Origin of the sequence: Terrirubrum flagellatum (assembly GCF_022059845.1) — a bacterium.
GTDB classification, from domain to species: Bacteria; Pseudomonadota; Alphaproteobacteria; order Rhizobiales; family Beijerinckiaceae; genus Terrirubrum; species Terrirubrum flagellatum.
On record NZ_CP091851.1, the window covers coordinates 4,851,600 to 4,876,923 of the forward strand.

Annotated in this window: 27 protein-coding genes, 1 tRNA gene and 2 pseudogenes; 20 read left to right on the plus strand and 10 right to left on the minus strand. The window is 65.1% G+C overall.

The features are described 5' to 3' along the window. Positions 1–51: 51 nt before the first annotated feature. The 6 genes and pseudogenes from L8F45_RS23570 (at position 52) to L8F45_RS23590 (ending at position 4,623) form a co-directional block, all read left to right on the plus strand. Positions 52–127, plus strand: a tRNA-Thr gene (locus tag L8F45_RS23570). A gap of 541 nt (positions 128–668) precedes the next feature. Continuing rightward, positions 669–849: pseudogene (locus tag L8F45_RS30870) on the plus strand (DUF3606 domain-containing protein). Positions 850–1,124: 275 nt separating this feature from the next. Continuing rightward, positions 1,125–1,988 (plus strand): flagellar motor stator protein MotA, encoded by an 864-nt coding sequence (motA, locus tag L8F45_RS23575; protein WP_342360269.1) that lies wholly within the window; start codon positions 1,125–1,127, stop codon positions 1,986–1,988. Between the two features lie 22 nt (positions 1,989–2,010). Next, the gene (locus L8F45_RS23580) at positions 2,011–2,883 is read left to right on the plus strand and encodes a flagellar motor protein MotB (protein ID WP_342360270.1); all 873 of its coding nucleotides are present in this window, start codon (positions 2,011–2,013) and stop codon (positions 2,881–2,883) included. A 203-nt stretch (positions 2,884–3,086) separates the two neighbouring features. Next, positions 3,087–3,548, plus strand: coding sequence for a cupin domain-containing protein (locus L8F45_RS23585; protein ID WP_342360271.1), 462 nt, complete (start codon positions 3,087–3,089; stop codon positions 3,546–3,548). A 307-nt stretch (positions 3,549–3,855) separates the two neighbouring features. Beyond that, positions 3,856–4,623: an enoyl-CoA hydratase-related protein gene (locus L8F45_RS23590; protein ID WP_342360272.1), complete on the plus strand. Its 768-nt coding sequence runs from the start codon at positions 3,856–3,858 to the stop codon at positions 4,621–4,623. 117 nt (positions 4,624–4,740) lie between these two features. On the opposite strand, the gene L8F45_RS23595 is transcribed toward L8F45_RS23590, so the two are convergent. Beyond that, positions 4,741–5,493, minus strand: coding sequence for a GNAT family N-acetyltransferase (locus tag L8F45_RS23595; protein WP_342360273.1), 753 nt, complete (start codon positions 5,491–5,493; stop codon positions 4,741–4,743). Positions 5,494–5,655: 162 nt separating this feature from the next. On the opposite strand from L8F45_RS23595, the gene glpK reads away from it, so the two are divergent. Both glpK and L8F45_RS23605 read left to right on the plus strand, forming a co-directional pair. Next, positions 5,656–7,149 (plus strand): glycerol kinase GlpK, encoded by a 1,494-nt coding sequence (gene glpK / locus L8F45_RS23600; RefSeq protein WP_342360274.1) that lies wholly within the window; start codon positions 5,656–5,658, stop codon positions 7,147–7,149. Between the two features lie 98 nt (positions 7,150–7,247). Then, complete coding sequence (locus L8F45_RS23605) at positions 7,248–8,465, plus strand: hypothetical protein (RefSeq protein ID WP_342360275.1); 1,218 nt, start codon at positions 7,248–7,250, stop codon at positions 8,463–8,465. A 10-nt stretch (positions 8,466–8,475) separates the two neighbouring features. Here L8F45_RS23605 and L8F45_RS23610 read toward each other — a convergent pair. Next, positions 8,476–9,291, minus strand: a pseudogene (locus L8F45_RS23610) (ATP-binding cassette domain-containing protein); the annotation flags it as partial. Beyond that, on the minus strand, positions 9,288–10,283 hold the full coding sequence (locus tag L8F45_RS23615) for an ABC transporter ATP-binding protein (RefSeq protein WP_342360276.1): 996 nt from the start codon (positions 10,281–10,283) through the stop codon (positions 9,288–9,290). The pseudogene L8F45_RS23610 and the gene L8F45_RS23615, both read right to left, overlap by 4 nt. Before the next feature lie 188 nt (positions 10,284–10,471). Between L8F45_RS23615 and L8F45_RS23620 the strand changes: the two genes are divergently transcribed. Genes L8F45_RS23620 through L8F45_RS23635 form a run of 4 tightly spaced genes read left to right on the plus strand, consistent with a single transcriptional unit; the run spans position 10,472 to position 14,608 of the window. Further along, positions 10,472–11,641: a M20 aminoacylase family protein gene (locus L8F45_RS23620; RefSeq protein ID WP_342360277.1), complete on the plus strand. Its 1,170-nt coding sequence runs from the start codon at positions 10,472–10,474 to the stop codon at positions 11,639–11,641. 20 nt (positions 11,642–11,661) lie between these two features. Continuing rightward, entirely contained in the window at positions 11,662–12,831 is a 1,170-nt protein-coding gene (locus L8F45_RS23625) for a M20 aminoacylase family protein (RefSeq protein ID WP_342360278.1), read from the plus strand. Between the two features lie 27 nt (positions 12,832–12,858). Then, positions 12,859–14,022 (plus strand): M20 aminoacylase family protein, encoded by a 1,164-nt coding sequence (locus L8F45_RS23630; protein ID WP_342360279.1) that lies wholly within the window; start codon positions 12,859–12,861, stop codon positions 14,020–14,022. 10 nt (positions 14,023–14,032) lie between these two features. Further along, positions 14,033–14,608 (plus strand): gamma-glutamylcyclotransferase, encoded by a 576-nt coding sequence (locus L8F45_RS23635; RefSeq protein ID WP_342360280.1) that lies wholly within the window; start codon positions 14,033–14,035, stop codon positions 14,606–14,608. Positions 14,609–14,627: 19 nt separating this feature from the next. Here the strand turns inward: L8F45_RS23635 and L8F45_RS23640 are convergent, their stop codons facing one another. The 6 genes from L8F45_RS23640 to ftsE all read right to left on the minus strand — a co-directional run bounded on the left by L8F45_RS23640 (position 14,628) and on the right by ftsE (position 18,581). Continuing rightward, positions 14,628–14,930: a VOC family protein gene (locus L8F45_RS23640; RefSeq protein ID WP_342360281.1), complete on the minus strand. Its 303-nt coding sequence runs from the start codon at positions 14,928–14,930 to the stop codon at positions 14,628–14,630. An 89-nt stretch (positions 14,931–15,019) separates the two neighbouring features. Then, positions 15,020–15,499 (minus strand): hypothetical protein, encoded by a 480-nt coding sequence (locus tag L8F45_RS23645; RefSeq protein WP_342360282.1) that lies wholly within the window; start codon positions 15,497–15,499, stop codon positions 15,020–15,022. A gap of 100 nt (positions 15,500–15,599) precedes the next feature. Then, the gene (locus tag L8F45_RS23650; RefSeq protein WP_342360283.1) at positions 15,600–16,352 is read right to left on the minus strand and encodes a lysophospholipid acyltransferase family protein; all 753 of its coding nucleotides are present in this window, start codon (positions 16,350–16,352) and stop codon (positions 15,600–15,602) included. Positions 16,353–16,373: 21 nt separating this feature from the next. Beyond that, complete coding sequence (locus L8F45_RS23655) at positions 16,374–17,009, minus strand: YdcF family protein (protein WP_342360284.1); 636 nt, start codon at positions 17,007–17,009, stop codon at positions 16,374–16,376. Then, a complete protein-coding gene (locus tag L8F45_RS23660) occupies positions 17,006–17,971 on the minus strand; it encodes a cell division protein FtsX (protein WP_342360285.1) in 966 nt (321 codons plus the stop codon). The genes L8F45_RS23655 and L8F45_RS23660 overlap by 4 nt, the downstream gene beginning before the upstream one ends. Further along, positions 17,958–18,581 (minus strand): cell division ATP-binding protein FtsE, encoded by a 624-nt coding sequence (gene ftsE, locus L8F45_RS23665; protein ID WP_342363555.1) that lies wholly within the window; start codon positions 18,579–18,581, stop codon positions 17,958–17,960. The genes L8F45_RS23660 and ftsE overlap by 14 nt, the downstream gene beginning before the upstream one ends. A gap of 145 nt (positions 18,582–18,726) precedes the next feature. On the opposite strand from ftsE, the gene L8F45_RS23670 reads away from it, so the two are divergent. From L8F45_RS23670 to L8F45_RS23680, 3 genes are read left to right on the plus strand one after another with little or no spacing between them, the layout of a single operon-like run. Further along, positions 18,727–19,698 carry an MJ0042-type zinc finger domain-containing protein gene (locus L8F45_RS23670; protein WP_342360286.1) on the plus strand — a complete coding sequence of 324 codons (972 nt, stop codon included), beginning with the start codon at positions 18,727–18,729 and terminating at the stop codon, positions 19,696–19,698. Beyond that, positions 19,695–20,267 (plus strand): hypoxanthine phosphoribosyltransferase, encoded by a 573-nt coding sequence (gene hpt, locus L8F45_RS23675; RefSeq protein WP_342360287.1) that lies wholly within the window; start codon positions 19,695–19,697, stop codon positions 20,265–20,267. The genes L8F45_RS23670 and hpt overlap by 4 nt, the downstream gene beginning before the upstream one ends. Next, positions 20,260–20,628, plus strand: a complete 369-nt coding sequence (locus tag L8F45_RS23680; RefSeq protein WP_342360288.1) for a response regulator — start codon at positions 20,260–20,262, stop codon at positions 20,626–20,628. Before hpt ends, L8F45_RS23680 begins: the two co-directional genes overlap by 8 nt. Before the next feature lie 9 nt (positions 20,629–20,637). Here L8F45_RS23680 and L8F45_RS23685 read toward each other — a convergent pair whose 3' ends face one another. Further along, positions 20,638–21,156: a TspO/MBR family protein gene (locus L8F45_RS23685; protein ID WP_342360289.1), complete on the minus strand. Its 519-nt coding sequence runs from the start codon at positions 21,154–21,156 to the stop codon at positions 20,638–20,640. Positions 21,157–21,310: 154 nt separating this feature from the next. Here L8F45_RS23685 and L8F45_RS23690 point away from each other — a divergent pair, with 154 nt between their 5' ends. The 5 genes from L8F45_RS23690 to L8F45_RS23710 all read left to right on the plus strand — a co-directional run bounded on the left by L8F45_RS23690 (position 21,311) and on the right by L8F45_RS23710 (position 25,319). Then, on the plus strand, positions 21,311–22,468 hold the full coding sequence (locus L8F45_RS23690) for a trans-sulfuration enzyme family protein (protein WP_342360290.1): 1,158 nt from the start codon (positions 21,311–21,313) through the stop codon (positions 22,466–22,468). A gap of 114 nt (positions 22,469–22,582) precedes the next feature. Continuing rightward, positions 22,583–22,873, plus strand: a complete 291-nt coding sequence (locus tag L8F45_RS23695; protein WP_342360291.1) for a YggT family protein — start codon at positions 22,583–22,585, stop codon at positions 22,871–22,873. A gap of 1 nt (position 22,874) precedes the next feature. After that, on the plus strand, positions 22,875–23,186 hold the full coding sequence (locus tag L8F45_RS23700; RefSeq protein ID WP_342360292.1) for a DUF167 family protein: 312 nt from the start codon (positions 22,875–22,877) through the stop codon (positions 23,184–23,186). Then, positions 23,183–24,208, plus strand: coding sequence for a TraB/GumN family protein (locus tag L8F45_RS23705; protein ID WP_342360293.1), 1,026 nt, complete (start codon positions 23,183–23,185; stop codon positions 24,206–24,208). Before L8F45_RS23700 ends, L8F45_RS23705 begins: the two co-directional genes overlap by 4 nt. A 58-nt stretch (positions 24,209–24,266) precedes the next feature. Then, positions 24,267–25,319, plus strand: a complete 1,053-nt coding sequence (locus L8F45_RS23710) for a MaoC family dehydratase (RefSeq protein ID WP_342360294.1) — start codon at positions 24,267–24,269, stop codon at positions 25,317–25,319. Positions 25,320–25,324 lie beyond the last annotated feature (5 nt).

Below are 25,324 nucleotides of genomic sequence, written 5' to 3' on the forward strand. Positions count from 1 at the left end.
GCGCCGGCGCCCTAGCTTTTTCTCCGCTTTGGGGTATGTAGCGCCCGCGTCGCCGCAATAGCTCAGCTGGTAGAGCACCTCATTCGTAATGAGGGGGTCGGGGGTTCGAATCCCTCTTGCGGCACCACAGGCTTCCTCGCCATCGTCCATTAACGTCCAGAGGGTCGCTGAAAGGCGGCCTTTTTGCTGTTCACGGTCCGCCTGCGTCCATTGGCGGCCCGTTGCGTTCGCCGATTTTGTTGGCCCTCTCGTTGGGATCAGCTCGACGCCAACAAAGGCGATGCCAACATGCTCACGGACACGCGATCCGGAGCGCAAAGAAAGGCGAGAAACCCTGCAAGCTGTCAGACGGCAAGAGCGTCGCATCGCAACGTGCGGAGCGTCTGCCCGCTTCGAAGAACAGCCGGTTTAGCCAGCAAGCTGCTCCAAGGTATGAACGCGCCTGTAGGAACGTGGCGTTGTGTCTCTATCGCCTAGAGCATGGCGCGAAAAAGTGGCAACCGGTTTTTCGCAAAAGCCATGCTCTAAACTTTTGGAATCGATCACGTTCCCGCATTTTGATTGATTCAATCAAAATGCGGCGTGATCTGGTGCAGCACGGTCCCCCCAAATTTCAGATAGAATAAGAGCGCCGAATTTTTCAGAGCATCTGCGCTGTTGGGATTCGCATGTCAGCCGACCTGAAGACTCGCGGCGCGGGCGACGCGATCCGCATCAACGTCAACGAGCCTTATGAGGTCGCATATTGGATTGAAGAGCTGAACTGCTCTGAAAAAGCTTCGCGCGGCCGTCACCGCAGTCGGCGTCATGGCGAAGGACATCCGACAGCATCTCGCTAGGCGGCGGTGACGCGGCAGCAGCAGGGGTCGGCTCGTTCACCGACGGTTAACGCTGCGCGAAGCTTGCACGACCACTCATCTGTGTTTTGGCGCCTATTAGGTGATGCTACGCATTGGTCAGTTAGAGTCCGTGCTGCATTGGGCTCTGGTTGCTTACGCGAAGAGTCGCCGCCGGGAAGCATTTCCTCGCGGCGGCTTTGCCTTTTCACGGCAGCTTTTCGGAAGCGGACATCCCGAGACCAATACGCGCGGGCTTTACCCGCGGCGGAGCAAGGGGCGCAAACCATGCGGCTGATCGTCGGCGCAATCATCGTCTTCACCTGCGTCTTGGGCAGCTATGCGGCGATGGGCGGCCACCTCGAGGTCCTTTGGCAGCCGTTCGAGTTTGTCATCATCCTCGGCGCGGCGATCGGCGCCTTCGTCATCGGCAACCCCGGGCCGGTCCTTAAGGCCGTGCCCGCAATGCTCGGCACGCTCATGAAAGGCCCCAAGTACAGTCAGGAGTGCTATGTCGAACTGCTGGGGATGCAGTATTCATTGTACAAGCTTGTCAGGCAGAAGGGCGTAATGGCGGTCGAGCAGCACATTGAAAATCCGACTGAGTCGACGCTGTTCAACGCCTTCCCGACTTTTGCGGCGAACCATCATGCGGTCGAGTTCGTCTGCGACTACATGCGCATGTTGAGCATGGGCGTTGTCGTCGTTCATGAGATAGACGCTCTCATGGATGAGGAACTGGAGACGCACCACCAGGAGCAGGAGCGTATGGTTGCGGCCATGCAATCGCTCGCCGACGGAACACCGGCGCTTGGCATCGTCGCCGCCGTGCTCGGCGTGATCAAGACGATGGGGGCGATCAACGAGCCGCCGGCGGTGCTGGGAGGTCTGATCGGCGGCGCGCTCGTAGGCACCTTCTTCGGCGTCTTCGTCGCCTACGGCTTCTTCGGGCCCATGGCGCAGTCGCTCAAGGGCACCTTCGAGGCGGAATCCAAATACTACCTTTCACTCAAGGCGGGTCTCCTCGCCCTTTTCAGCGACCAGCCGCCGGTGATGGCGGTAGAATTTGCCCGCAAGGCTTTGATGAGCGAGGTCCGCCCGACCTTCAGAGAAGTCGAAGCGGCCACCGCCGCTCTGCCCGCCAATATCTGACCCAATCCCGAGTAGCGACTCGATGGCGAAGTCCACCCAGCCGATTATCATCAAGAGGGTCAAGAAGGCCGCCCATGCGCACCACGGCGGCGCCTGGAAGATCGCCTATGCGGACTTCGTGACCGCCATGATGGCGTTCTTTCTGCTGATGTGGCTGATCAGCATGACGACGCAAGAGCAGAAGATCGGTCTGGCGGAATACTTCGCGCCAGCGGCTCTGAGTTCCAGCACCAGTGGCGCTGGCGGCATACTGAACGGCACTGCCCTGGATCAGTCAGGCGCCAAGTCGTCGGCGCCCCGCGACGCGGCGACGGCCACCACCGGGCAGGACGACGGAGCGCGCCGGACCACCTCGGGCCGCGCCAGCGACCGCGAGGTCAGCCGCCCGGTCGTCAGCGCGCCGGCCAACAACAGCGCTATAGCCAGCCTCCGGCAAGCGCTCCGGAACATGCCCGAGATCGCGGAACTCTCGAAGAACATCGTCGTCGATGAGGCCAAGGACGGGCTGAACGTTTCCATCGTCGACCAGGACGGCCGGTCGATGTTCGCGGAAGGCTCGATCACACCGCTCGAACCCACCCGCCGCGCCTTGCAGAACATCGCGCCAGTGATGCGGCGTATGCCCAATCGCATCCAGATCACCGGCTATACCTCCGCAGTGCGTCCCGGCTCGTCGTCGGGCTGGTCGGGCTGGGAGTTGTCGTCCGGCCGAGCCTCCGCGGTGCGTGAAATTCTGTCGGGCGCCGGCATACCCGACAACCGCTTCTTCGCTGTCACCGGCAAATCCGACACCGATCCGGCCTTTCCGGACAACCCCTATCTTTCGGCGAACCGACGGGTGACGATCACGCTGCTCAATGCGGAGCCGCCGCTGCCCCCGAACGTCGTTCGCTGACGACAAGGCGCCTCTCGGGTTGCATGCTTGGTCGGCATCCGGCGCAGCTTCGACGCTAACTCTCCGCTCCTAACGGATCGAAGCCGCCATCGCGGTGCGGTGACGGACTCGCAAAGTTTCGTGAGGCGCGCGCCTCCGCCATTGACGCCTCACGCTTCAGGGCGAACCCTTCGCGCGTGGGGCTGGAAGCCGGGGAGGTCGATATGCGCTTCCGGATGCTTGCTTTGATGTTGGTGTTTCCCGCCGCCTTCGCGCTGGCGGACGATATGAAGATGCCGATGAACGGCAAGGATATGAAATGGGGTCCGGCGCCGCCGATCCTGCCCAAGGGCGCGGAATTCGCGCTCGTATCCGGCGACCCCTCGAAGGACGGCCTCTATGTCATCAGGCTGCGCCTGCCAAAGGGCTACAAGATCGCCGCGCACAATCACCCGACGAGCGAATTCGTGACGGTGCTGTCGGGAAATTTCCATATCGGCATGGGCGACAAGCTCGATGAGAAGAAGGGAATCGAGCTGTCCGCAGGCGGATTCGGCGAAGCGCCGGCGAAGATGAATCACTACGCCTGGACAACAAGCGCGACCGTGCTGCAGGTGCATGGGCAAGGCCCGTTCGCGATGACCTATGTCGATCCCAAGGATGATCCGAGCAAGGCGACGCAATGATTCATGCGGGCCGGCCGGATCGTTCTTCGATCTCCGGCCGGCCGCAGCGCGATTGCGGCATGTCATAAGACGCAAGGCCGTGTTGTTCTCATTCATCGACTTGTCATGCGCCGCGTGTCACGCAGGGCCGATGCCGTTCAACTCCGACATTGCGCTCGCGCTGAAGGTCGCCGCCGTCTCGGCCGCGATCTGCGCGCTTCTTGGCGCGGTATGGCCGGCCTGGCTCTACTGACGGGCTTTCGCCGCCTCTTGCCACGCTGACGGTCTGGTTTAACGATCGCGGCCCTTATCTCCGCCGGAGGCCGCCATGAACGTCGCAGCCCAGCCCGAAGCCAAGCTTCGCATCGACACGCCCGCGCCCGGCGTCCGCCTTCTGACCATCGACAGGCCGTCGCGCCGCAACGCGCTCGATGTCGAGACCTACAAACGCTTGACCGATGCGATCCGCGCCGCGGATACGGACCCTGACGTTCGCGCCATCGTCGTGACCGGCGCCAATGGAACCTACACCGCCGGCAATGATCTTGCCGATTTCCAGGGCGAGCTGTCGCCCGGCGCTGGCGCGGCGATGGAGTTCCTGCACACGATCCATGGTTGCAGGACGATCCTGATCGCGGCTGTCGAAGGCCATGCAGTCGGCATCGGCGTGACGATGCTGCTGCATTTCGATTTCGCCTATGCCGCGCGCGGCGCGAAAATGCGCATGCCCTTCGTGCCGCTTGGCATCTGTCCTGAAGGCGGATCGAGCCTTCTGCTGCCGACGCTCGCGGGACAGAAGCGCGCGACGGAACTGCTGATCCTTGGCGAATTGTTCGACGGTTCTGTTGCAGCCGAATCGGGACTGGTCACTGCGGCTGTCGAAGACGGTTCGTCGCTGGATCACGCGCTTGTTGCGGCGAAGAAAGTCGCTGCGCTGCCGGCGGAATCGGTGCGCGTCACCAAGCATATGCTGAAGCGCGCCCAGTTCGATCTGGTGACGACGACAATTGATTATGAGGCCGAACGCTTTAAGGAGCGGCGCGCGTCGCCGGAAGCGCAGGCCGCTTTCGCAGCCTTCTTCTCAAAATCGAAATAGCTATCGAGCGTTACAGTAGCGCGCGCTCAAGTTGGATCGTCGCGCCGTTCGATATTTGGTTCGTCGCAACGTTTTCGCGGAAAACTGGTTCCCACTTTTCCGCACGTTGCTCTGCGATCAGGCGCGCGCGAGAACGCGATGCCTGATCGTATAGACGTCGGAAAAGCCGAGATTGCGATAGAGTTTCCGCGCCCCTTCGTTGGTTTCAAGCACATGGAGATAGGCGTGGCGCGCGCCATTCTCGCGGCCCCACGCCATCAGTGACGCGACGAGCGCGCGCCCGACGCCGCGTCCGCGCAGATCAGGCGACACGACGATATCCTGCAGGCCGATCATGCCGCGTTCGATGACGCCGATGCCCCAGGCGACGCGGACGCCATTTTCGATGAACGTCGCGAAAGCCGCCTGCGGACGGATGCGTTCGAGGATCGCTCTGAGTTTCGTCGCATCTGACTTCACGCCGCCGTAGGAGGAGGCGTTGGCTGTGATCCAGTCAGCGTCGGGCGCGGCGGGAAGTTCGACGCGCGCATCTCCAGCGGCCGCGTCGCCGATCTCGCGCATCATGCCGAAGGTCGGCTCGATCTCTTGGAAGTCGCGCGCGGTCAGACGAGCCTCAAGGGTCGAAGCGCAGAGCGGCGAGATGCGGACGATCGCAGGGATGCCCCAGAGATTCGCGCGCGCCGCGACGTGATCGATCATGGCGTCGTCCATGTCGCCGCCCTCACGCAGCGTGGTCGCGGAGTTCGACCGTTTGGAATAGCCGTTGGCGAAGCGCAGCAGCCAGTCGCCGGCGACCAGGGTCTCAACCGATGGCCAGGCGTTCAGCATGCGCTCCTCGATGGCGCGCGCCGCGGCGATGTCGGTCGTCATGAAGTCCTCTTGGCGGGTGAGCCGGCGAAGCGCCATAGCCGATCCAAAGTCCGCTCGTCACCCGGCTTGGGAAAAAAGGCTTGGCGCCGTTGACGATCCTCGCGCGCGGCGCCGATAGATGTCGCGCAACGTCGTCCAGTTGAGACGGCGGGAGGAGAGGAAATGGCGACCTATCTCTTGGCGATCGATCAGGGTACGACCTCGTCGCGGGCCATCCTGTTCGACCGGAAGCTTGCAGTGGTCGCGTCCGCCCAGAAGGAATTCCCGCAGCATTTCCCGGCGTCGGGCTGGGTCGAGCATGATCCCGAGGACATCTGGTCGACGACGCTCGCGGTCTGCCGCGCGGCGCTTCGCAAGGCCGGCGCGACTGCGCCCGAGATCGCTGCGATCGGCATCACCAATCAGCGCGAGACGACCTTGGTTTGGGATCGCGCCACGGGAAAGCCGATCCATAACGCCATCGTGTGGCAGGACCGCCGCGTCGCCGACGCCTGCGAGAAGCTGAAGCAGGCCGGCCATGAGCCGTTGGTTCAGGGCAGGACCGGTCTCGTCATCGACGCCTATTTCTCGGGGCTGAAGGCAGCCTGGATTCTCGACCATGTGCGCGGCGCGCGAGTGAAGGCGGAGCGAGGCGAACTCTGCTTCGGCACCGTCGATTCCTTCCTGCTGTGGCGGCTGACCGGCGGCGCGGTCCACGCGACCGATGTCACCAACGCTTCGCGCACCATGCTGTTCGACATCCATAAGGGCGCCTGGGACGAGGAGCTTTGCCGGCTGATCGGCGTGCCCATGGCGATGCTTCCCGACGTGAAGGAATGCGTCGCCGATTTCGGCACGGCCGAAGCGAAGCTGTTCGGCAAGCCGATCGCCATCAAGGGCGTGGCGGGCGATCAGCAGGCGGCGACGGTCGGGCAGGCCTGTTTCGCGCCCGGCATGGCCAAGTCGACTTACGGCACCGGCTGTTTCGCGCTCCTGAATACGGGGGCGACGCCGGTCGCCTCGACCAATAAGCTCCTGACCACCATCGCCTACCAGATCGGCGGCGAGCGGGCCTATGCGCTGGAAGGCTCGATCTTCATCGCCGGCGCCGCCGTGCAGTGGCTGCGGGACGGATTGAGAATCATTCGCAAAGCCGCCGAAACCGGGCCTCTGGCGGCCGAGGCCGACCCGAAGCAGCGAGTCTATCTCGTCCCGGCCTTCGTCGGGCTCGGCGCGCCGCATTGGGATTCGGAAGCGCGCGGCGCAATGTTCGGCCTGACGCGCAACAGCGGGCCGGCCGAATTCGCACGGGCGGCGCTGGAGAGCGTCTGCTTCCAGACGCTCGACCTGATCGCGGCGATGAAATCGGACTGGCATGCGGCCGCCGACGCCGAGACGGTGCTCCGGGTCGATGGCGGCATGGTCGCCAGCGATTGGACCATGCAGCGTCTGGCCGACATTCTCGCCGCGCCGGTCGATCGGCCGACCATGCTGGAGACCACCGCGCTGGGAGCGGGCTATCTCGCGGGCCTCGGCGCCGGCGTTTGCCCGGAGCCGGCGCGATTCGCCAAAAGCTGGAAGCGGGATACGCGATTCAAGCCGAAGATGAAGACGCCGGAACGGGAGGCGGCCATCGCCGGCTGGCGCGACGCCGTGCGCCGCACCCTAAGCGATTGAACGCCGCCGCGATTTGCGGCCGGACTGTGACAAAGGACCCACAGTCTTTTCGGGGCCGAGTCGCTAACGTGAGCCCCAAAGCAGGTTCTCTAGCGCCCGTGAGTCCGCAGAATTATACGCAAGACCCGGCCGTCGGCGCGGCCGAATTGTTGCGTCGCTTCGGCATGGCGATGCTGGGGCTCGCGCTGCCCTGCGCGGCGTTCTATTCGCGCCGCGCCGCTATTCTGCTGCTGCCGCTTGGCGGCATCCTTGTCTTCATGGGCACGGTGATCGATCCGTCCGAGCCGATTGGAGCGAGGCTGCGCAGCTTCGCCCAGGGCGGGCGGACGATGATCGCGCTCGGCCTTGGCCTGTGGGCCGCGGCCACCATCGCATGGTCGCCCTTTCCGCAGCTTTCCGCCGAACGGCTCTACAACACGGCGGGCGTGGCGCTGGTCGCGGCCGGAGCCATGGCGGCAATCCCGCGGCGCATGCGCGCGCCGGTGCTCTACTTCCTGCCAATCGGGGCCTTCGCCGCCGTGGTGGCGGCCTGCGTGCTGGCGCTCGAAGCCCGCGGCGCGTTCCGGACCGGGCTCGGCTATGATCCCGTCCTCGCGGTGCGCGGCGCGGCCGCGATCGCGCTGCTGACGCCGGTTGCGCTCGGTTGGCTCCTCTCGCGCGACCGCGCGCCGGAAGCGATCGCGCTCGGCGTCAGCGTCCTGTGCGCGACCTTCGTGCTGGAGGATGCGGCGTCCATCGCTGTTGCGATCGTCACGATTGTCGCGTTCGTCTTCGCGCGCATCGCGCAGCGGCCGGGCGTGCTGCTGCTTGGCGCGCTCGGCGCGGCTCTGGTGCTGATCGCGCCATTGCTGCCTTTCGCGATCCAGCCTTTCGCCCGCTCGCTCGGTTTCGACGACGTGTCGGCTCTGATGACCGGCCTGTCCGAATCGGTCGTGCGTGAAGGCGCGCGGCTCATCACGGGACATGGGCTCGAGACCACGCCGCGCGCGATCAGCGCCGGCATCCTTCCCATGATGCAGTCGCCGCCGTTGATCGTGGCGCTCTGGTATGATCTCGGCGTGCTTGGCGCGCTCGCAATCGCGACTTTGATCGCAACGCGCAGCTATGGCTCGGATCATTCCGCCAATGTCGCGGCGGCCGAGATCGCGCTGATCTGGGCGGCGCTGGCGCAGATGTTCTTCGGCATTGCTGCGGTGCAGGCCTGGTGGATGTCGAGCTTCGCCGCGGCGCTCATCGCGCTCCGCGCCATCGCGTTCGGACAATTCCGCACAAAGCGTCCGCGCGTGCGCCTGTTCGGCCAGCGACAGGCCGAATGATCATAAATTATCGCGCGCGCCCGGCCGCCGCGAGATCGGGAACCGCGTCGAGCAGCGCGCGCGTGTAGGCGTCGCGCGGCTCTGCGAACAGCTCTTCGGCCGCCGCCATCTCGACGATGCGGCCCTCACGCATCACGGCGATGCGCGTCGCCATGTAGCGGACGATCGCGAGATTATGGCTGATGAAGAGATAGGTCAGCCCGAATTCGCTCTGGAGGTCGCGCATCAGATTGAGGATCTGCGCCTGCACCGAAACATCGAGCGCCGATGTCGGCTCGTCGCAGACGATGAATTCGGCGCGCGTTCCCAACGTCCGGGCGATGGCGATGCGCTGGCGCTGACCGCCTGAGAATTCATGCGGGTATTTCGCGCCGTCGGCGGGATCGAGACCGACAAGGCGCAGCAATTCATCGACGCGCGCAAAACAGGCCGCCTCGTCAGATTCGATCGCCAATGCGCGCATAGGTTCGGCGATGATCTGATCGACGCGCCAGCGCGGATTGAGGCTGGCGTAAGGGTCCTGAAACACCATCTGGATGCGCCGGCGCAGTTCGCGGGGAATGTGGCCGGCATGCATGTCGACGCCGTCGAAAGTGATGCGTCCTGCGCTCGGCGCCAGGAGGCCGACGATCATGCGCGCCATCGTCGTCTTGCCCGACCCGGATTCGCCGACGAGCGCCAGCGTCTCGCCGCGCGCGATGTCGAAGGAGACGCCATCGACGGCTTTCAGAATTCGCCTGGGCTCGCGCGCGATCCGGCGTTCGAGCCAGGATTTCGAGACATCGAATTCGCGCCTGACATCGCGCGCCTCCACCAGCGCGCTCACGCCGCGGCTTCCCTGCTTGGCGCGTCGTGAAGATGGCAGGCGACAATGTGATCGTCGCGGCCTGCGATCGGCTTGGGTTCCGGCCGTTCGAACCTGCAGCGCTCGAAGGCGTGCGGGCATCTGGGATGGAAGGCGCAGCCCGCGGGGATCGCGGACAGGCGCGGCATGGCGCCCGCGATCTGCATCAGCCGATCCGATTTCGCATCGAGCGACGGGATCGAACGCATGAGCCCTGACGCGTAAGGATGCAGCGGCGCCGTGATCACGTCGCGCGCGAAGCCGATCTCGGCGATGCGGCCGGCATACATCACCGCGACGCGATCCGCCGCTTCGGCGATGACGCCCATGTCGTGGGTGATCAGCATCACCGCCGTTCCATGGTCGCGGCGGAGCTTCAGGATGAGTTCGATGATCTGCGCCTGCACGGAAACATCGAGCGCCGTGGTCGGTTCGTCTGCGATCAGCAGTTCGGGTTCGGCGCAGAGCGCGAGCGCGATCATCGCGCGCTGGCGCAGGCCGCCGGAGAATTCGTGGGGATAGGCGTCGATGCGTTGCGCGGCTGAAGGGACGCCGACTTCGGCGAGGAGATCGATGGCGCGCTGGCGGGCCTGTCGCACAGTCATGCCGAGATGGATGCGGATCGTTTCGATGAGCTGCGCGCCGATCGTATAGAGCGGATTGAGCGCCGCCAGCGGGTCCTGGAAGATCATGCCGATGCGCTTGCCGCGCAGCCGGCGCAGAGCTTCCGGCGCGAGATTGTCGATGCGTTCGCCATTCAGCCTGATCTCGCCGCCGGCGATGCGGCCGGGCGGGTCGATCAGCCCGATGACGGCGGCTCCGGTGACCGACTTGCCGGCGCCGGATTCGCCGACGACGCCGAGGATCTCGCCCCGGCTGATATCGAACGACACCTGGTCGAGCGCGGTCAGCGCGCCGCGGCGCGTCCGGAATTCGACCCTGAGATCGCAAACGGAGAGGACAGGCTCATTCATTCGGGTTCGATCCCGGCTTAGACGCCGGCCCGTGGTCGGGTCCAGTCCGGCCGCGATTTTTGCTTCCCCGGCCTGTCAAAAATGCGGAGGGGGTCTGTATTCCCTTGAATTGACCCCGCCCCCGCCGTGTGGATGCTGCACGGCTTCGCTGCGGACCTTCCGCGCTTCCCCATCCAAGAGGCTTGTCAGTGCCCGTCATCAACCGCGTCGCCGAATTGGCCGACGAAATCACCGTCTGGCGTCGCCATCTGCATGAAAACCCTGAAATCCTCTACGAAGTGCATGAAACGGCGGCGTTCGTCGCGGACAAGCTGAAGAGCTTCGGCGTCGATGAAGTGGTCACGGGGCTTGGGCGCACCGGCGTCGTCGGCGTCATCAAGGGAGCGAAGCCGGGCAAGGGCAAGACGATCGCGCTGCGCGCCGACATGGATGCGCTGCCGATCGAGGAGCTGACCGATCTCCCCTACAAGTCGAAGAAACCGGGCGCGATGCACGCCTGCGGTCACGACGGGCACACCGCCATGGTGCTCGGCGCCGCTAAATATCTCGCCGAGACGCGCAACTTTGCGGGAACCGCGGTGCTCATCTTCCAGCCGGCGGAAGAGGGCGGCAACGGCGCGCTCGCCATGATCGAGGACGGCATGATGGAGCGCTTCGGCGTCGACGAGGTCTATGGCCTCCACAACGACCCGACCATCGCCATCGGCAAGTTCGGCATCCGTCCCGGCGCCGTGATGGCGGCGATGGACAGGTTCACCATCAACATCTCGGGCAAGGGATCGCATGGAGCGGCCCCGCATCTCTCGGTCGATCCGGTGCTCATCCTCAGCCAGGTGATCACAGCGCTACAGTCGATCGCATCGCGCAATGTCGATCCGATCGAGTCGATCGTCGTGTCGACCTGCGTTGTCGAAGCGGGTTCGGCCTTCAACATCATCCCGCAGACGGCGAAGCTCGTCGGCACCGTGCGCACGCTGAGCGAGAAGACGCGCGATCTCGCCGAGACGCGGATGAAGGAGATCTGCGCCGGCGTCGCGACATCCTTCGGCGCCAAGATCGATGTCGACTACTGGCGCGGCACGCCGGTGCTCGTGAACAATGACGAGAAGGCGGAGTTCGCGGCGAAGATCGCGCGCGAGGTCGTCGGCGAAGCCAATGTCAACGACAATGTGAAGCAGATCATGGGCGGCGAGGATTTCGCCTTCATGCTCAATTCGCGGCCGGGCGCCTTCATCTTCCTCGGCAATGGCGACACGCCCTATTGCCATCACCCGTCCTACAATTTCAGCGATGAGGCGATTCCCTTTGGAGTCTCCTATTTCGTGCGGCTCGTCGAGACCGCGACGCAGGCGCAGTAACGAAACTTCGGGGGAACTCCATGCCTGTCATCAATAGCGTCGCGGCCTTCGCCGACGAGGTCGCCGGCTGGCGCCGCGACATCCATGAACATCCCGAACTGATGTTCGAGGAGCATCGCACGGCGGCGCTCGTCGCCGGCAAGCTGAAGGAGTTCGGCGTCGATGAGGTGGTGACAGGCTTCGGCCGCACCGGCGTCGTCGGCGTGATCAGGGGAAAGAAACCCGGCAAGGGCAAGACGATCGGCATCCGCGCCGATATGGACGCGCTGCCGATCGAGGAAGCGACCGACGTTCCCTACAAGTCGAAGACGCCGGGCAAGATGCACGCCTGCGGTCATGACGGGCACACCGCGATGGTGCTCGGCGCGGCGAAATATCTCGCCGAGACGCGCAATTTCGCGGGCGCGGCGGTGGTGATCTTCCAGCCGGCGGAAGAGGGCGGCGGCGGCGCGCGCGCCATGCTTGAAGACGGGCTGATCGAGCGCTTCGGCGTCGATGAAGTCTACGGGCTGCATAATTCAACGCAGATCGAGGTCGGCAAGTTCGGCATCCGGCCGGGACCGGCGATGGCGGCGGTCGACCGCTTCACCATCGACATCTCGGGGAAAGGCTCGCATGGCGCGGCCCCGCATCTATCGATCGATCCCATTCTCATCATGAGCCAGTTGATTACGGCGCTGCAGTCGATCGCCTCGCGCAATGTCGACCCGATCGAGTCGATCGTCGTATCCACCTGCGTCGCGCAGGCGGGCTCCGCCTTCAACATCATCCCGCAGACGGCGAAGCTCATCGGCACGGTGCGCACGCTCAGCGAGAAGACGCGCGATCTCGCCGAGACGCGCATGAAAGAAATCTGCGCCGGCGTCGCCGCCTCCTTCGGCGCGAAAATCGAGATCGATTACTGGCGCGGCACGCCGGTGCTCGTGAACAATGACGAGAAGACGGCGCTGGCGGCGCGCGTCGCGGCCGATGTGGTCGGCGAGGCGAATGTCGACGCCAACGTCCGGCAGATCATGGGCGGCGAGGATTTTGCTTTCATGATGAATGCGCGGCCAGGTGCCTTCATCTATCTCGGCAACGGGATCGGCGTCGGCGTGCATCATCCCGCCTACAACTTCAATGACGAGGCGATTCCCTACGGAGTCTCCTATTTCGCGCGTCTCATCGAGACCGCGACTGAAGCGCAGTGACAATCGGCAACAAGGAAAGGGGCCGTCATGCCAGTCATCAACAGCGTCGCCGAAATGACCGACGAGGTCGCCGCATGGCGGCGCGACATCCATGAGCATCCCGAACTGCTGTTCGACGTGCATCGCACGGCCGGCGTGGTCGCGGAGAAGCTGAAGGAGTTCGGCGTCGACGAGATCGTCACCGGCATCGGTCGCACCGGCGTCGTCGGCGTGATCAAGGGCAAGAAGCCCGGGAACGGCAAGACGATCGGGCTGCGCGCCGACATGGACGCGCTGCCTCTCGATGAGGCGACCGATGTCCCCTACAAGTCGAAGACGCCGGGCAAGATGCATGCCTGCGGCCATGACGGGCACACCGCGATGCTGCTTGGCGCCGCCAAATATCTCGCGGAGACGCGCAATTTCTCGGGCACGGCGGTGGTGCTGTTCCAGCCGGCCGAAGAGGGCGGCGGCGGCGGCCTCGAAATGTGCAAGGATGGCGTGATGGACCGCTTCGGCGTCGATGAGGTCTATGGCATGCACAACATGCCAGGCGTGCCCGTCGGGAACTGGGCGATCCGCCCGGGCCCGATGATGGCCGCCGCGGACAAGTTCGAGGTGAAGCTGACGGGCAAGGGCGGCCACGCCGCGCGGCCGCATGAATCGATCGATCCGGTCATTGCAGCAAGCCACATCATCGTGGCGATGCAGACGATCGCGTCACGCAATGTGAATCCGCTCGATTCGATCGTCATCTCGGTGACGGCGGTCGAGGCGGGCAAGGCCTACAACATCATCCCGCAGACGGCGGTGTTTCGCGGCACGGTGCGCACGCTCAGCAAGGAGGCGCGCGTCACTGCCGAGAAGCGCATCAAGGCGATCGTCTCGCAGGTGGCGTCGGCGCTCGATTGCAAGGCGGAGATCGAATACGACATCGGCTATCCCGTGACGATCAATCACGAGAAGGAGACGGCGTTCGCGGTCGAAGTGGCGAAGGAAGTTTCGGGCGAAGCGAATGTGGTCGCCGACACGCCGCCGCTGATGGGCGCCGAGGATTTCTCCTACATGCTGGAGGCCCGACCAGGGGCCTACATCTTCATCGGCAATGGCGACACCGCCGGCGTGCATCATCCGGCCTACGACTTCAACGACAAGGCGATCCCCTACGGCGTGAGCTTCTTCGCGCGCGTGGTGGAGAAAGCGGCGGCCTGACGCCTTAGGGATGGCCGAGGTCGTTTCACGAAACGAGCGCGCGGCGATTGAGCCGCGCGCCGAAGATCAGGATCTCTGGGTCTTTGGCTACGGCTCGCTGATGTGGCGGCCGGGCTTCGATTATATCGAACGCCAGCCGGCGCTGCTGCACGGCTATCATCGCGCGCTCTGCATCCTCTCCTACGATCATCGCGGCACACGGGAAATTCCAGGCCTCGTGCTCGGCCTCGATCGCGGCGGCGCTTGCCGCGGAGTCGCGTTCCGCGTGGCTGCGAAGAACCGCGCCGAGACGCACGCCTATCTCGTCGCGCGCGAGCAGACCTCGATGGTCTATGAAGAGCGGATGCATCCGTTGAAGCTCGGCGACGGCCGCCGCGTCATCGGCCTCGCCTACACAGCGAACCGCAATCACGAACAATATTCCGGCGTGATGACGCGCGAGGAACAACTCGCCCATGTCAGGCGCGGCGTCGGGCGTTCAGGCGCCAATCCGGATTATGTGCTGAACACTCATGCGCATCTCGTCGAGATCGGCGTGCATGACGCGTTGCTTGATTGGCTGGCGAAAGAGCTGAGGGCCAACTGAAGCTCTTTGCGTCGCGCGTTCAGCCAATGTGGCTCGCCATCCACCAGACATTGCCTTGCGCGTCCTTGACGCCGCAGCGTCTGTCGCCATCACCTTTCTCGCTTGGCTCCTGCACGGAGGTCGCGCCAAGCTCCAGCGCCTTCGCGTAGGATTTGTCGACGTCATCGACATAGACATGCAGCCAGACAGGAAAGGCCGGAAACCCCTCCATCGCGTCCGCCACCATCACGACGCTGTCGCCGATTCGGATCGAAGCACGCTGCAGCGAGCCGTCGGGCCGCTCATGGCTGACGATGGTTTCAAGGCCAAACAATTCGCGCATGAACGCAATCATGGCGCGCGCGTCTCGCGCCATGACATAGCAGGAAACCGTGGAATGACCTGGCGCCGTCCTTCCGCGGTTGAAGACCATCAGATCAGATCTTCGATCGCTGCGGCGCGTCCCACCGCCGTTTCCGCGAGCAGATGCAGATGGATTTCGTTGGCGCCGGCGGCGCGCGCCGTCTGCATGGTTTCGCCGTTCAGGGCGACGATCGGAAAGGCGCCGAGATCGACGCCGGCCACCACCGAGCGCGTTCCGTCCGTCTCGCGTTTCACGGCGAGCGCGACGACATGCTCATAGTCCGGGCAGTCGCCGAAGCCATAGATAGAGGTGACATAGCGCCGGCCGGAATGGCCGCGCCAGGCGCAGAAGCGTTCGGCGTCCGCCGGCCGCGCGAGAAGCGTCTGATAGCCGCGCTGGCTCTCCTCGCCGAAGCCCGCGAGCGCGTCGATATCGCGCGCGGGGAGGCCCGGCGGGGCGAAGGCGGTTCCCTCGAACAGGTCTGCAACGGGATGCTCTGCAACGGGATACATGGCGGCCTCGTCGATCGCAGCTTCAACGCCTTCCAATGGAGGGCGTTCCATTTCTGAACGGAACAAAGCACGAACATTGTGGCGAATCAAGGGCTGAGTCGAGTCGCGCCCGAGTCTGAGGCGCGGCGCTGTCGAGTCAGGCGCGGGAAATCGCCGGCGCCAGCGGCCCGAGTTCGCTCAAGCCCTCAGCCAGCAGCCGGTCGCTCGATTCCTCGATCCGGGCGCTGATCTCGGCGAACGCCTTCTGGCGCGGCAGACCGGCGGGAATAGCGTCGAGGAACTCGATGACCGCCGTGCCGGGTCGCCGGATGAATTGCCGGCGCGGCCAGAACAGGCCGGTGTTGAGCCCGACCGGCGTCGCCGGGAAATTCACGGCGTCGTAGATGTAAGCGACGCCTGATTTATGGGCCGGCGGCGCGCCCGGGGCGCGGCGCGTGCCTTCGGGGAAAATCAGGAGCTGGCGGCCCTTCGCCATCTCTTCGCGCGCCCGCTTCGTCGCGTGGTCGAGCGCGCGCGAACGGGCGCCGCGATCGATCGGAATCATTTCAGCCTTCTTCAGATACCAGCCGAGCAGCGGAAACCAGGTCAGCTCGCGCTTCAGGATGATCACGGGATCGGGCAGTCGCGCGAACAGCACGAAGGTTTCGAGAAAGGATTGGTGCTTCGCTGCAATGATCGCCGGGCCTTCCGGAATTTTTTCGGCGTTTCGGATCTCGACGCGCACGCCGGCGATGACGCGCAGCATCCACAGGCTCGTCGCCGTCCACCAGACGACGACTTGCTTGAACGCCGAGCGCGGCATGGCGAGCGTCGGCAACGCCGCGATCAGCCAGATCACGAGGTTCACATAGAAGACGACGTTGAAGAGGGCTGAACGCAGAAAGATCATACGGGGATATTCGAGCCTTTGTTAGCGCCGCGCCGCAGGCGTCGCATCGGCGTCGCGGATCGAGCCGGGAAACCATGCGCCGGGTTCCGGCTCAAGCCGCATGCGCGCGGCGGCGACGAGATATTTGGCGTATTCGTAGGCGAGAGTGCGCGACAGATTCATGTCGCTCCACCAGGCCGACGCGTCGACGCGGTCGCCGCCGACCGCATGCGGCGCGATTTTCACCTGCGGCATCGCATTGGCGAATTCCGCCAACGCGCGCGGCATGTGCGGCGCGCCGGTGACGAGCACCAGCGAGCGATAACCGTTGTGCTGCGCCCAGTCGCGCGCTTCGAGCGCGTTGCCGATGGTGTTGCGGGCGCGATAGCCGAGATCGAGGCAGCAGGAGACGATCGGGCGCAGTTGCGGATTGCGCGACAGCATATCTTCCGGCGTCGTCTTCTCGTTGACGCCGCTGACCAGAAGGCGGCGCTTGTGCTCAGGCCCGACGAGTTGCGCGCCGACGGCGATGCGATCGGCGCCGCCGGTGAGAACGACGACGCCGTCGCCTTCGCGCGCGATATTCGTCTCCAGTTTCGACACGCGCTCGGCGAAAGCGACAAAGCCGCCGGCGAGTCCGCCAATCAGAGCGGCTGTCGCGATGATGCGAAGCGTCATGTCAGCCCCGCGAGATGGCGCGCGACCGTGCGGCGCGAGATTTGCGCCGTCAGCGCGGCGACAAGCGCGGCGACCGCGGCGATCACGACCAGTCCCCAGAAACCGACGGAAAAGCCGCCGAACAGCGCCTCGATCTGATCGCCGCTCGGCGTCGCCTGCAGACGTCCGGCGACGAAACCAGCGGTCCAGAGGCAGACAATCGCCGCGAGCGCGCCGGCTGCGCCGCCCTCGAGCCCGAGGCGGAGAAAATGCCGGCCGAATTCGCGGCTGATATAGGCGTCCTCAGCGCCGATGAAATGCAGCACCTCGACGATGTCGCGGTTGGCGGCGACGGCGCCGCGCGTCGCAAAAGCCACTGCGAGCGCGGTCGCGACCAGCACTAGCGCGACGAGCGCGATGGCGACGATGACGACGGCGTTCGCCATCGCCGCGAGACGCCCGACCCAGAGCCGGTGATCGTCGAGCATTGCGGTCGGCACCGACGACGCGAGTTCGCGATTGAGCGCCGCGACATCGATGGCGCGGCCGGAGGCGAGTTTCACCACGATCAGTCGCGGCACCGGCAATTCGCCGAGATCGAGCCCCTTGCCGAGCCAGGGTTCGAGCAGCGCCTCCGCCTCGCGGCGCGTATAGGCGCGCGCTTCCGCAATTCCCGGCGCGGCGCGCGCGATCTCTGTGGCGCGCGCCACATCCGCTTCAATATCGCGGCCGCTGCGCGGCCTCACCTGAATCGTTGCTTCACGCGCGACGGAGGATGTCCATTGCGTCGAGGCCTCGGCGACGATCTGCGCCGCGCCGGCGGCGATCGCGGCGAGGAAGGTCATGATCGCGATGACGGTGACGAGCGCCCGGCCGGCGATGGAGCGCGCCGGCACCAGCGCGGCGCCGGGACCGAGCGAAGGCGCGTCGTCCGCCGGCGCCTCGTCAGGCGCGTTGTCGCTCGCAGTCTCAGTCGAAGACATGGAGATGTCCCTCGCCGAGCACCATGCGGCGCGCCTCGACCTGATCCATCAGGGTGAGATCGTGGGTCGCGATGACGACGGCCGTGCCGCTGCGATGCAGCTCGATGAACAGGCGAATCAGCCGCCGCGCCAGCGACGGGTCGACATTGCCGGTCGGCTCGTCCGCGAGCAGCAATTCCGGCCGGGTGATCAGGGCGCGGGCGATGGCGCAACGCTGTTTCTCGCCGCCCGAGAGCACAGGCGGCATGAGATGCATGCGGTCGCCGAGTCCGACCCAGCGCAGCAGTTCAACCACCTCCGGCCGGTAGCGGCTTTCCTCGACCCCTTTCACCCTGAGCGGCAGCGAGACGTTCTCATAGGCGGTGAGATGGTCGAGCAGCCGGAAATCCTGAAAAACGACCCCGGTGCGCCGGCGCAGGGCCGTGATGACGTCGCCCGACAGCCGCGACACATCGGCCCCGAACAGGCGGATGACGCCGCGCGTCGGCTTCAGCGACATGAGAATCAGTCGCAATAAGGTGGTTTTGCCAGCTCCGGAGGGTCCTGTGAGGAACTGGAAGGAGTGGGGAGCGATCGTAAACGACACGTCGTGCAGGATTTCGGACCCCATCCCGTAGCGCAGGCCGACATTGTCGAAGCTGACGATGGTCACGGGCGAATCGCTCGCGCGGCGAGGCATGGAAACGCTTCGTTAATCATAAGTCCGCCCAATGGGACGGGGCCGCGGCGCGCCGCGTCCCGATGCCTGATTCGCCATGCTCATCCTCTGCCCGTCCTGCGCAAGCTCTTACAACATTTCCGAGGCGAAGCTCGGCAAGGGCAGAACTGTCCGCTGCAAGAAGTGCCAGGCCTGCTGGTACGCCGCGCCGCCCGCCGAGCCTGACGCTTTCGACGCCGCGGTCGCGCCGATCAGCGATCTCGCGGACTCACTTGCTGACGTCGCGCCCGCGCCGATCGTCGACCGCGCCCTGGCTCAAACCGGAGAGGCGATCGCGGAGGCGCTCGATCCAGCCGAAGCCGCGCTTCAATCGCCGCTCGCCCGCGCGGACGCCGAAATGTCCGGAGACGCGGCCGCCCGCGAGATTGACGGCGAGGCCGTCTCGGGCGCGGCGCCCGATGTGAAGCCGCCGGAGGCCGTGAGCCGTCCGGTGGGACCGCCTTCGTTGGCGGCTCGTCTGGTCAGCCCGCTCGTCAGGTTGCCGTTGTCGTTCCGGCGCAAGACGCCGGCCGCCAAGGCTCCCGCGGGGGGCGCGCCAGCCTCGTCCCGCCGCTCGCTGGCGATGGCTGCGCTTCCCTACGCGGCTTTCGGCCTCTCCTGCGCCGGCGTGGTCGCGCTGGCCGCCCAGGGGCCGATCAGCGCGGCGTCGCCCGCCGCCGGAAAGCTCTATGCGGCGCTTGGCCTCGGCGCCGGCTCCAGCCCGCTTGCGATCGTCAATCTCATCTCGGAAATCAGCCCGGGAGACGGCGGCGACGTGCTGGTGGTGCAGGGCGAGCTGGTCAGCCGCGCCATGCGCACGCTGCCTCTGCCGACGCTCAAGGTGGTGGTGCGTGACGAGCACGGCGTCGAGCTTTATGCATGGCCGGCGCAGAGCCTGAAGCTGGCGCTCGAACCTGGCGAACGCACGGTCTTCCGCGCCCGTCTTGCCTCGCCGCCGCCGAACGGGCGATCCGTGCAGGTGAAGTTCGAGAGCGAGCCCGGCGATGCGCATTCGCCGAGGACTTCATGACCGCCGCTCCGCGCATTCGCACCCTGTTCGACGAAAACCAGATCGCGCGCCGCATCGACGAGATCGCGCGCCAGATCGCGACCACCGATCCGCGCGATCTCCTGGTTGTCGCCGTGCTCAAGGGCAGCTTCATGTTCGCGGCTGATTTGATCCGCGCGCTGCATCGCGCCGGCCTCGCGCCGCATGTCGAATTCACCCATCTCTCGAGCTACCGCACGGCGACCGTGTCGTCGGGCCAGGTGACGATCCTGAAGGACGTCGACTCCGACGTGCGCGGCCGCGACGTGCTGCTCGTCGACGATATTCTGGAATCTGGGCGCACGCTCGCCTTCGCCAAGGACCTTCTTGCGGCGCGCGGCGCGCGCAAGGTCGCGACCTGCGTGCTGCTGGAGAAGCCGGGCAAGCGCGCCGTGCGCGTCAACCCTGACTATGTCGGCTTCACCTGTCCTGATTTGTTCGTCGTTGGTTACGGCATGGATGTCGCTCACGCCTATCGCCAGCTTCCCTTTGTCGGCGTGGTTGAACATGGCGCCGACGACAATCAGGGCGAACTGACTTTCAATGGCTAGAATTCTCGTCGTCGAGGACGAAGAGGCGGTGCGCGACTTCTGCCGTCGCGCGCTTGAACTCGACAACCATATGACCGTCGGCGCGGCCGATGGCGGCGAAGGCCTCGATGTCCTGCAGATGGAAGCGGGCGCGATCGATCTGCTTCTCACCGATATCCGCATGCCCGTGATGGATGGGATCGCGTTGGCGCTCGCCGCAGCGCGCGACTTCCCCAAGATGCCGATCCTGCTGATGACCGGCTACGCCGATCAGCGCGAGCGCGCGAGGAATCTGGAATCGCTCGTGCGCGATGTTCTGGTGAAGCCCTTTACGCTGGCGCATCTGCGCGAGATCGTGGGCAAGGCGCTCAAGAAAGACTGAACCTGCGCGTCAGGCCGCCGAGCCCTGATTGAGGATCACAATCCCGATATTGAGAAGCGACGTGAACGCGACCCAGATGATGTAGGGCGCGAGTAGCAGCGTCGCGAGCGTGTCGATCTCGATGAAGGCGTAGATGGTCGCGGCGACGAAGCCGAGCAGCGCGATGATGACGACGAGTCCCGACGCCGGATTCTCGAGACCGAAGAAGATCACCGACCACATCGCGCTGAGCAGAATCTGCGCCGCGAACATGCAGATGGCGAAAGCGCGCCGCGCCGTCGGCGGCGATGTCAGCACGCGCCAGAACGCATAGGCCATCAGCGCATAGAGAATCGTCCAGACCGGACCGAACGCCCAGTTCGGCGGCGTGAAGGGCGGCTTGATCAGCGAAGCGTACCAGGGCGCGAGGCTGGAGGCCGTTGCGAGCGAACCAATCAGGGAAGCGGCGGCCGCCGGCGCAACCGCCAGGAACGCCGGCAGCCAGGGCGACCTCGCCTTTTCGTTTCCCCGATGTCTCGCACCGCCCATCTCGGCTCCAACCTCGCTGACGATCAAACAATCGCTCGAATGCGTTGTTCCGCGCCTGGCGTATGCGCCCCGCGTCTGGCGCATGAGTTGGCCGGCGGCGGGGGCCCTTGCCCGGTTTCTTCGTTGCGATACGGGTTCGGCAGGAGACCGGACCATGAGCGACAAGCCGAACTGGAGCCGCCGCACTCTCGCCGCGCAGGCGATGGGCAGCCACGACGCGACGACGGGGGCCATCGTGCCGCCGATCCATGTGGCGACGACCTATCTGCGCGATCCTGATAACGAATACAGATCGGGCTTCATCTATGGCCGGCCTGATAATCAGACCGTGCGCGAGGCGGAAGCGGTCGTCGCCATGCTGGAGGACGCGGAAGCCGCGCTGCTTCTGAGCTCGGGCATGTCGGCGGCCACATCGGTGTTCCTTGCGCTCGCGCCCGGCGATCACATCATCGCGCCCGAAGTCATGTATTGGGGCCTGCGCAAATGGCTGCAGACGGATGGCGTGCATTGGGGCCTTTCCGTCAGCTTCGTCGACATGAGCGATCTCAAGGCGACGCGCGCCGCGATACGTCCCGGCAAGACCAGGCTGATCTGGGCCGAGACGCCGTCGAATCCGACCTGGAGCATCAGCGACATCGCCGCCCTAGCGGAGATCGCGAGACAGGCGGGCGCGCGGCTCGCGGTCGATTCGACCGTGGCGACGCCGGTCTTCTCGCGGCCGCTGACGCTGGGCGCCGACATCGTCATGCATGCGGCGACGAAAGCGCTCAACGGCCATTCCGACGTGATCGCCGGCGCGCTGGCGACGGCGCGCAAGGACGAGTTCTGGGCCCGCATCGAGACCAACAGACGGATGCTCGGTTGCATCCTCGGCCCGTTCGAGGCCTATCTGCTGATGCGCGGCATGCGCACGCTCGATCTCAGGGTTCGCGCCGCGTCTGCGACGGCGTTCGATCTGGCCCAGCGCTTCGCCAATCACCCTGACGTGAGCGAGGTGCTCTATCCCGGCCTCGAATCCCATCCCGGCCATGCGATCGCGGCCCGGCAGATGAAGGGGGGTTTCGGCCATATGCTGTCGATTCGCGTCCGCGGTGGCGAAGCTGCGGCGATCGACTCAGCCGCCCGCATCAGATTGTGGAAGCGGGCGACCTCGCTCGGCGGCGTCGAGAGCCTGATCGAACACCGCGCCTCGATCGAGGGGCCGGGATCGCCCTGCCCGCCAGACCTTCTGCGTCTGTCCGCCGGCATCGAGGACGCCGACGATCTCTACGCCGATCTCGACCGCGCGCTGCGTCAGGCGCATGGCGGCTGAGGGCTCTCTTCGACGGCTTTCGGCGAGGTAACCACGCCGTCCAATCGGCGCGGCGCGGAAGCTTGTGGCGAAGCGGCCCGCTCGCTACATCACCTGCGCAACAGGGACCCCTCCATGCGCGCGATTCTCGACGTCGTCCTCATCGTCCTGCAGATCTATAGCTGGGTGGTGATCGCGGCCGTGGTGTTGAGCTGGCTCGTCGCCTTCAACATCATCAACATGCGCAACGAGATCGTCAGGGCGATCGCGAATGGCGTCTATCAGCTGACCGAGCCGCTGCTCGGACCGATCCGGCGATTCATGCCCAATCTCGGCGGCCTCGACCTGTCGCCGCTGATCCTGCTGCTCGGCGTGTTCCTCGTGCAGCGGATCATCGTCTATTACATCTATCCCAACGTGTTCTGACATGGTTGACGCCGTCCGTCCGTGGCGCGTGGACGGCGAGCATCTCCTGCTTCAGGTGCGCGCGACGCCACGCGGCGGGCGCGACGCGATCGATGGAATCGATCGCCTTGCCGACGAAAGACCGGTGCTGCGCGTCAGGCTGAAAGCCGCGCCCGTCGATGGCGAAGCGAATGAGGGGCTGCGGCGCTTTCTCGCCAAGGCGCTTGGCGTTCCCTTTCGCGATGTCGAGATTGCAAGCGGCGCTTCGTCGCGCGTGAAGATGCTTCGCCTTCCCGCGGCCGTCGCTGCATCGCTGGAACGTCTGGTGGCATGAGCATGCGTCGCCTGTTCATCGCCATCGCTCTTCTGCTTTCCGGCTTTTCGCCGGCGCTCGCCGAACCAAGTTGCGGCGGCGTCGATCTTCTCGCGCGCATGAAAAACGCTGATCCCGCGCGTTACGAAAAATTGGCGGTGGAAGCGAAAGCGACGCCGTTTGGCGCGGCTCGCCTGTTCAGGATCTCAAAGGGCTCGGCGCAGCCTTCCTATCTCTTCGGCACGGCGCATGTGTCGGATTCGCGCGGGCTCGCCTGGGTCGATGAAATCGCGCCGCTTCTCGAAGGCGCCGTGACGCTTGCGATCGAGAACAACGACCTCAATCCCAAAGCGCCGAATCCCGGCGCGCTGATGAAATTCGCCGCGATGATGGTGGCGAAGCCGGACGAGCTGCTGGAGCAGACTCTCGGCGCTGACGAATTGCAGACGCTCGCGAAGGCGGCCGCGCCCAAGCTTTCGCTGTCGCCTGAGGCAACGGTGCGGCTGCGGCCCTGGCCGCTGATCATGGCGCTGGGATCACCGCTCTGCGAGAGCCTGCGTGCGAAGACGAGCAATGTCGTGGATTACGAGATCGCGGCGCGGGCGCAGGCGAAGGGTCTGCCGGTCGTCGGCCTCGAGACGGTTGATGAGACGCTGGAATCGATCATGGCGCCGTCGCGTGACACGCAGATCGATATTCTGCGCTCTTCTCTCGCAAGCTATGGCGAGATCGAGAGCGTGTTCGAGACGGTGATCCGCCTGCTGGATCGCGGCGAGACGGGACTGCTTGCCGCTTACGCCCGCGACGAGGGGCTGCGCACGCTGCGCGATCCGCGCAACTGGGACATCTTCATGTCGTCCTTCGTCGATGACCGCAACAGGACGATGTTCAGGGTTGCGCTTCCCTTGGTCGAGCGCGGCGGCGCCTTCATCGCCGTGGGCGCGCTGCATCTGCCGGGCGAGAAGGGCCTCGTGAAGATGTTCGCCGACGCCGGCTACAGGATCGAGCCGATCATCCTGCCACGGACGACGAAAGACGAGTGAAGCGCGCCGTTGCGCGCTGCGAAATTGCGCGCAAAATGGAGCAGCGCCTGAGGCTCCGATGTCGAAAACCAACGCCGGTCATTTCTTCGAGGATTTCGCGCTCGGCCAGACGATCCGCCACGCCACGCCGCGCACGGTGACGGCCGGCGACGTCGCGCTCTATCAGGCGCTCTATGGCGGGCGCTTCGCCGTGCAATCGTCCAGCAGTTTCGCCGCCCAGCTCAATCATCATGTGGCGCCGGTCGATGATCTGCTCATCTTCCACATCGTGTTCGGCAAGAGCGTGCCCGACATCTCCCTCAACGCCGTCGCCAATCTCGGCTACGCCGACGGGCGCTTCCTCAGACCCGTCTATCCCGGCGATACCTTGTGGGCGGCCAGCGAGGTGATCGGGCTGAAAGAGAATTCCAGCGGCAAGACCGGCGCCGTCTATGTGCGCACCAGGGGCTTCAAGCCCAACGGCGAGCCGGTGCTGACCTATGCGCGCTGGGTGATGGTGAACAAGCGCGATCCGCAGGCGAAGCCAAAGGACGAACTCGTTCCCGATCTTCCCGCGCGCGTCGACCCCGCGCAACTCGGCGCGGCCTGCCCGACCTTCAATCCCGTGCATTACAGCAATGGATTCGCGGGCTCGCCGCATCGCTTCGGCGATTATGAGGTCGGCGAGAAGATCGACCATGTCGACGGCATGACCGTCGAGGAGGCCGAGCATCAGATGGCGACGCGCCTCTACCAGAACACGGCGCGGGTGCATTTCGATCAGATGGCGCAGGCGCAGAGCCGCTTCGGCCGCAGGCTGATCTATGGCGGCCATGTGATTTCGCTGGCGCGCGCGCTGTCCTTCAACGGGCTCGGCAATGCGTTTCATGTCGCGGCGATCAATGGCGGCCGGCATGTCGCGCCCCTGTTCGCCGGCGGCACTGTTTATGCCTGGAGCGAAATTCTGGAGAAAGCGGAATTGCCTGACCGCGACGATGTCGGCGCGCTGCGCATCCGCACGATCGCGACAAAGGACAAGCCGTGCAGCGAGTTTCCATTCAAGGACGGCGAGGGAAAATATGATCCCGCCGTCATTCTCGATTTCGACTATTGGGCGCTGCTGCCGCGATAGGCGTG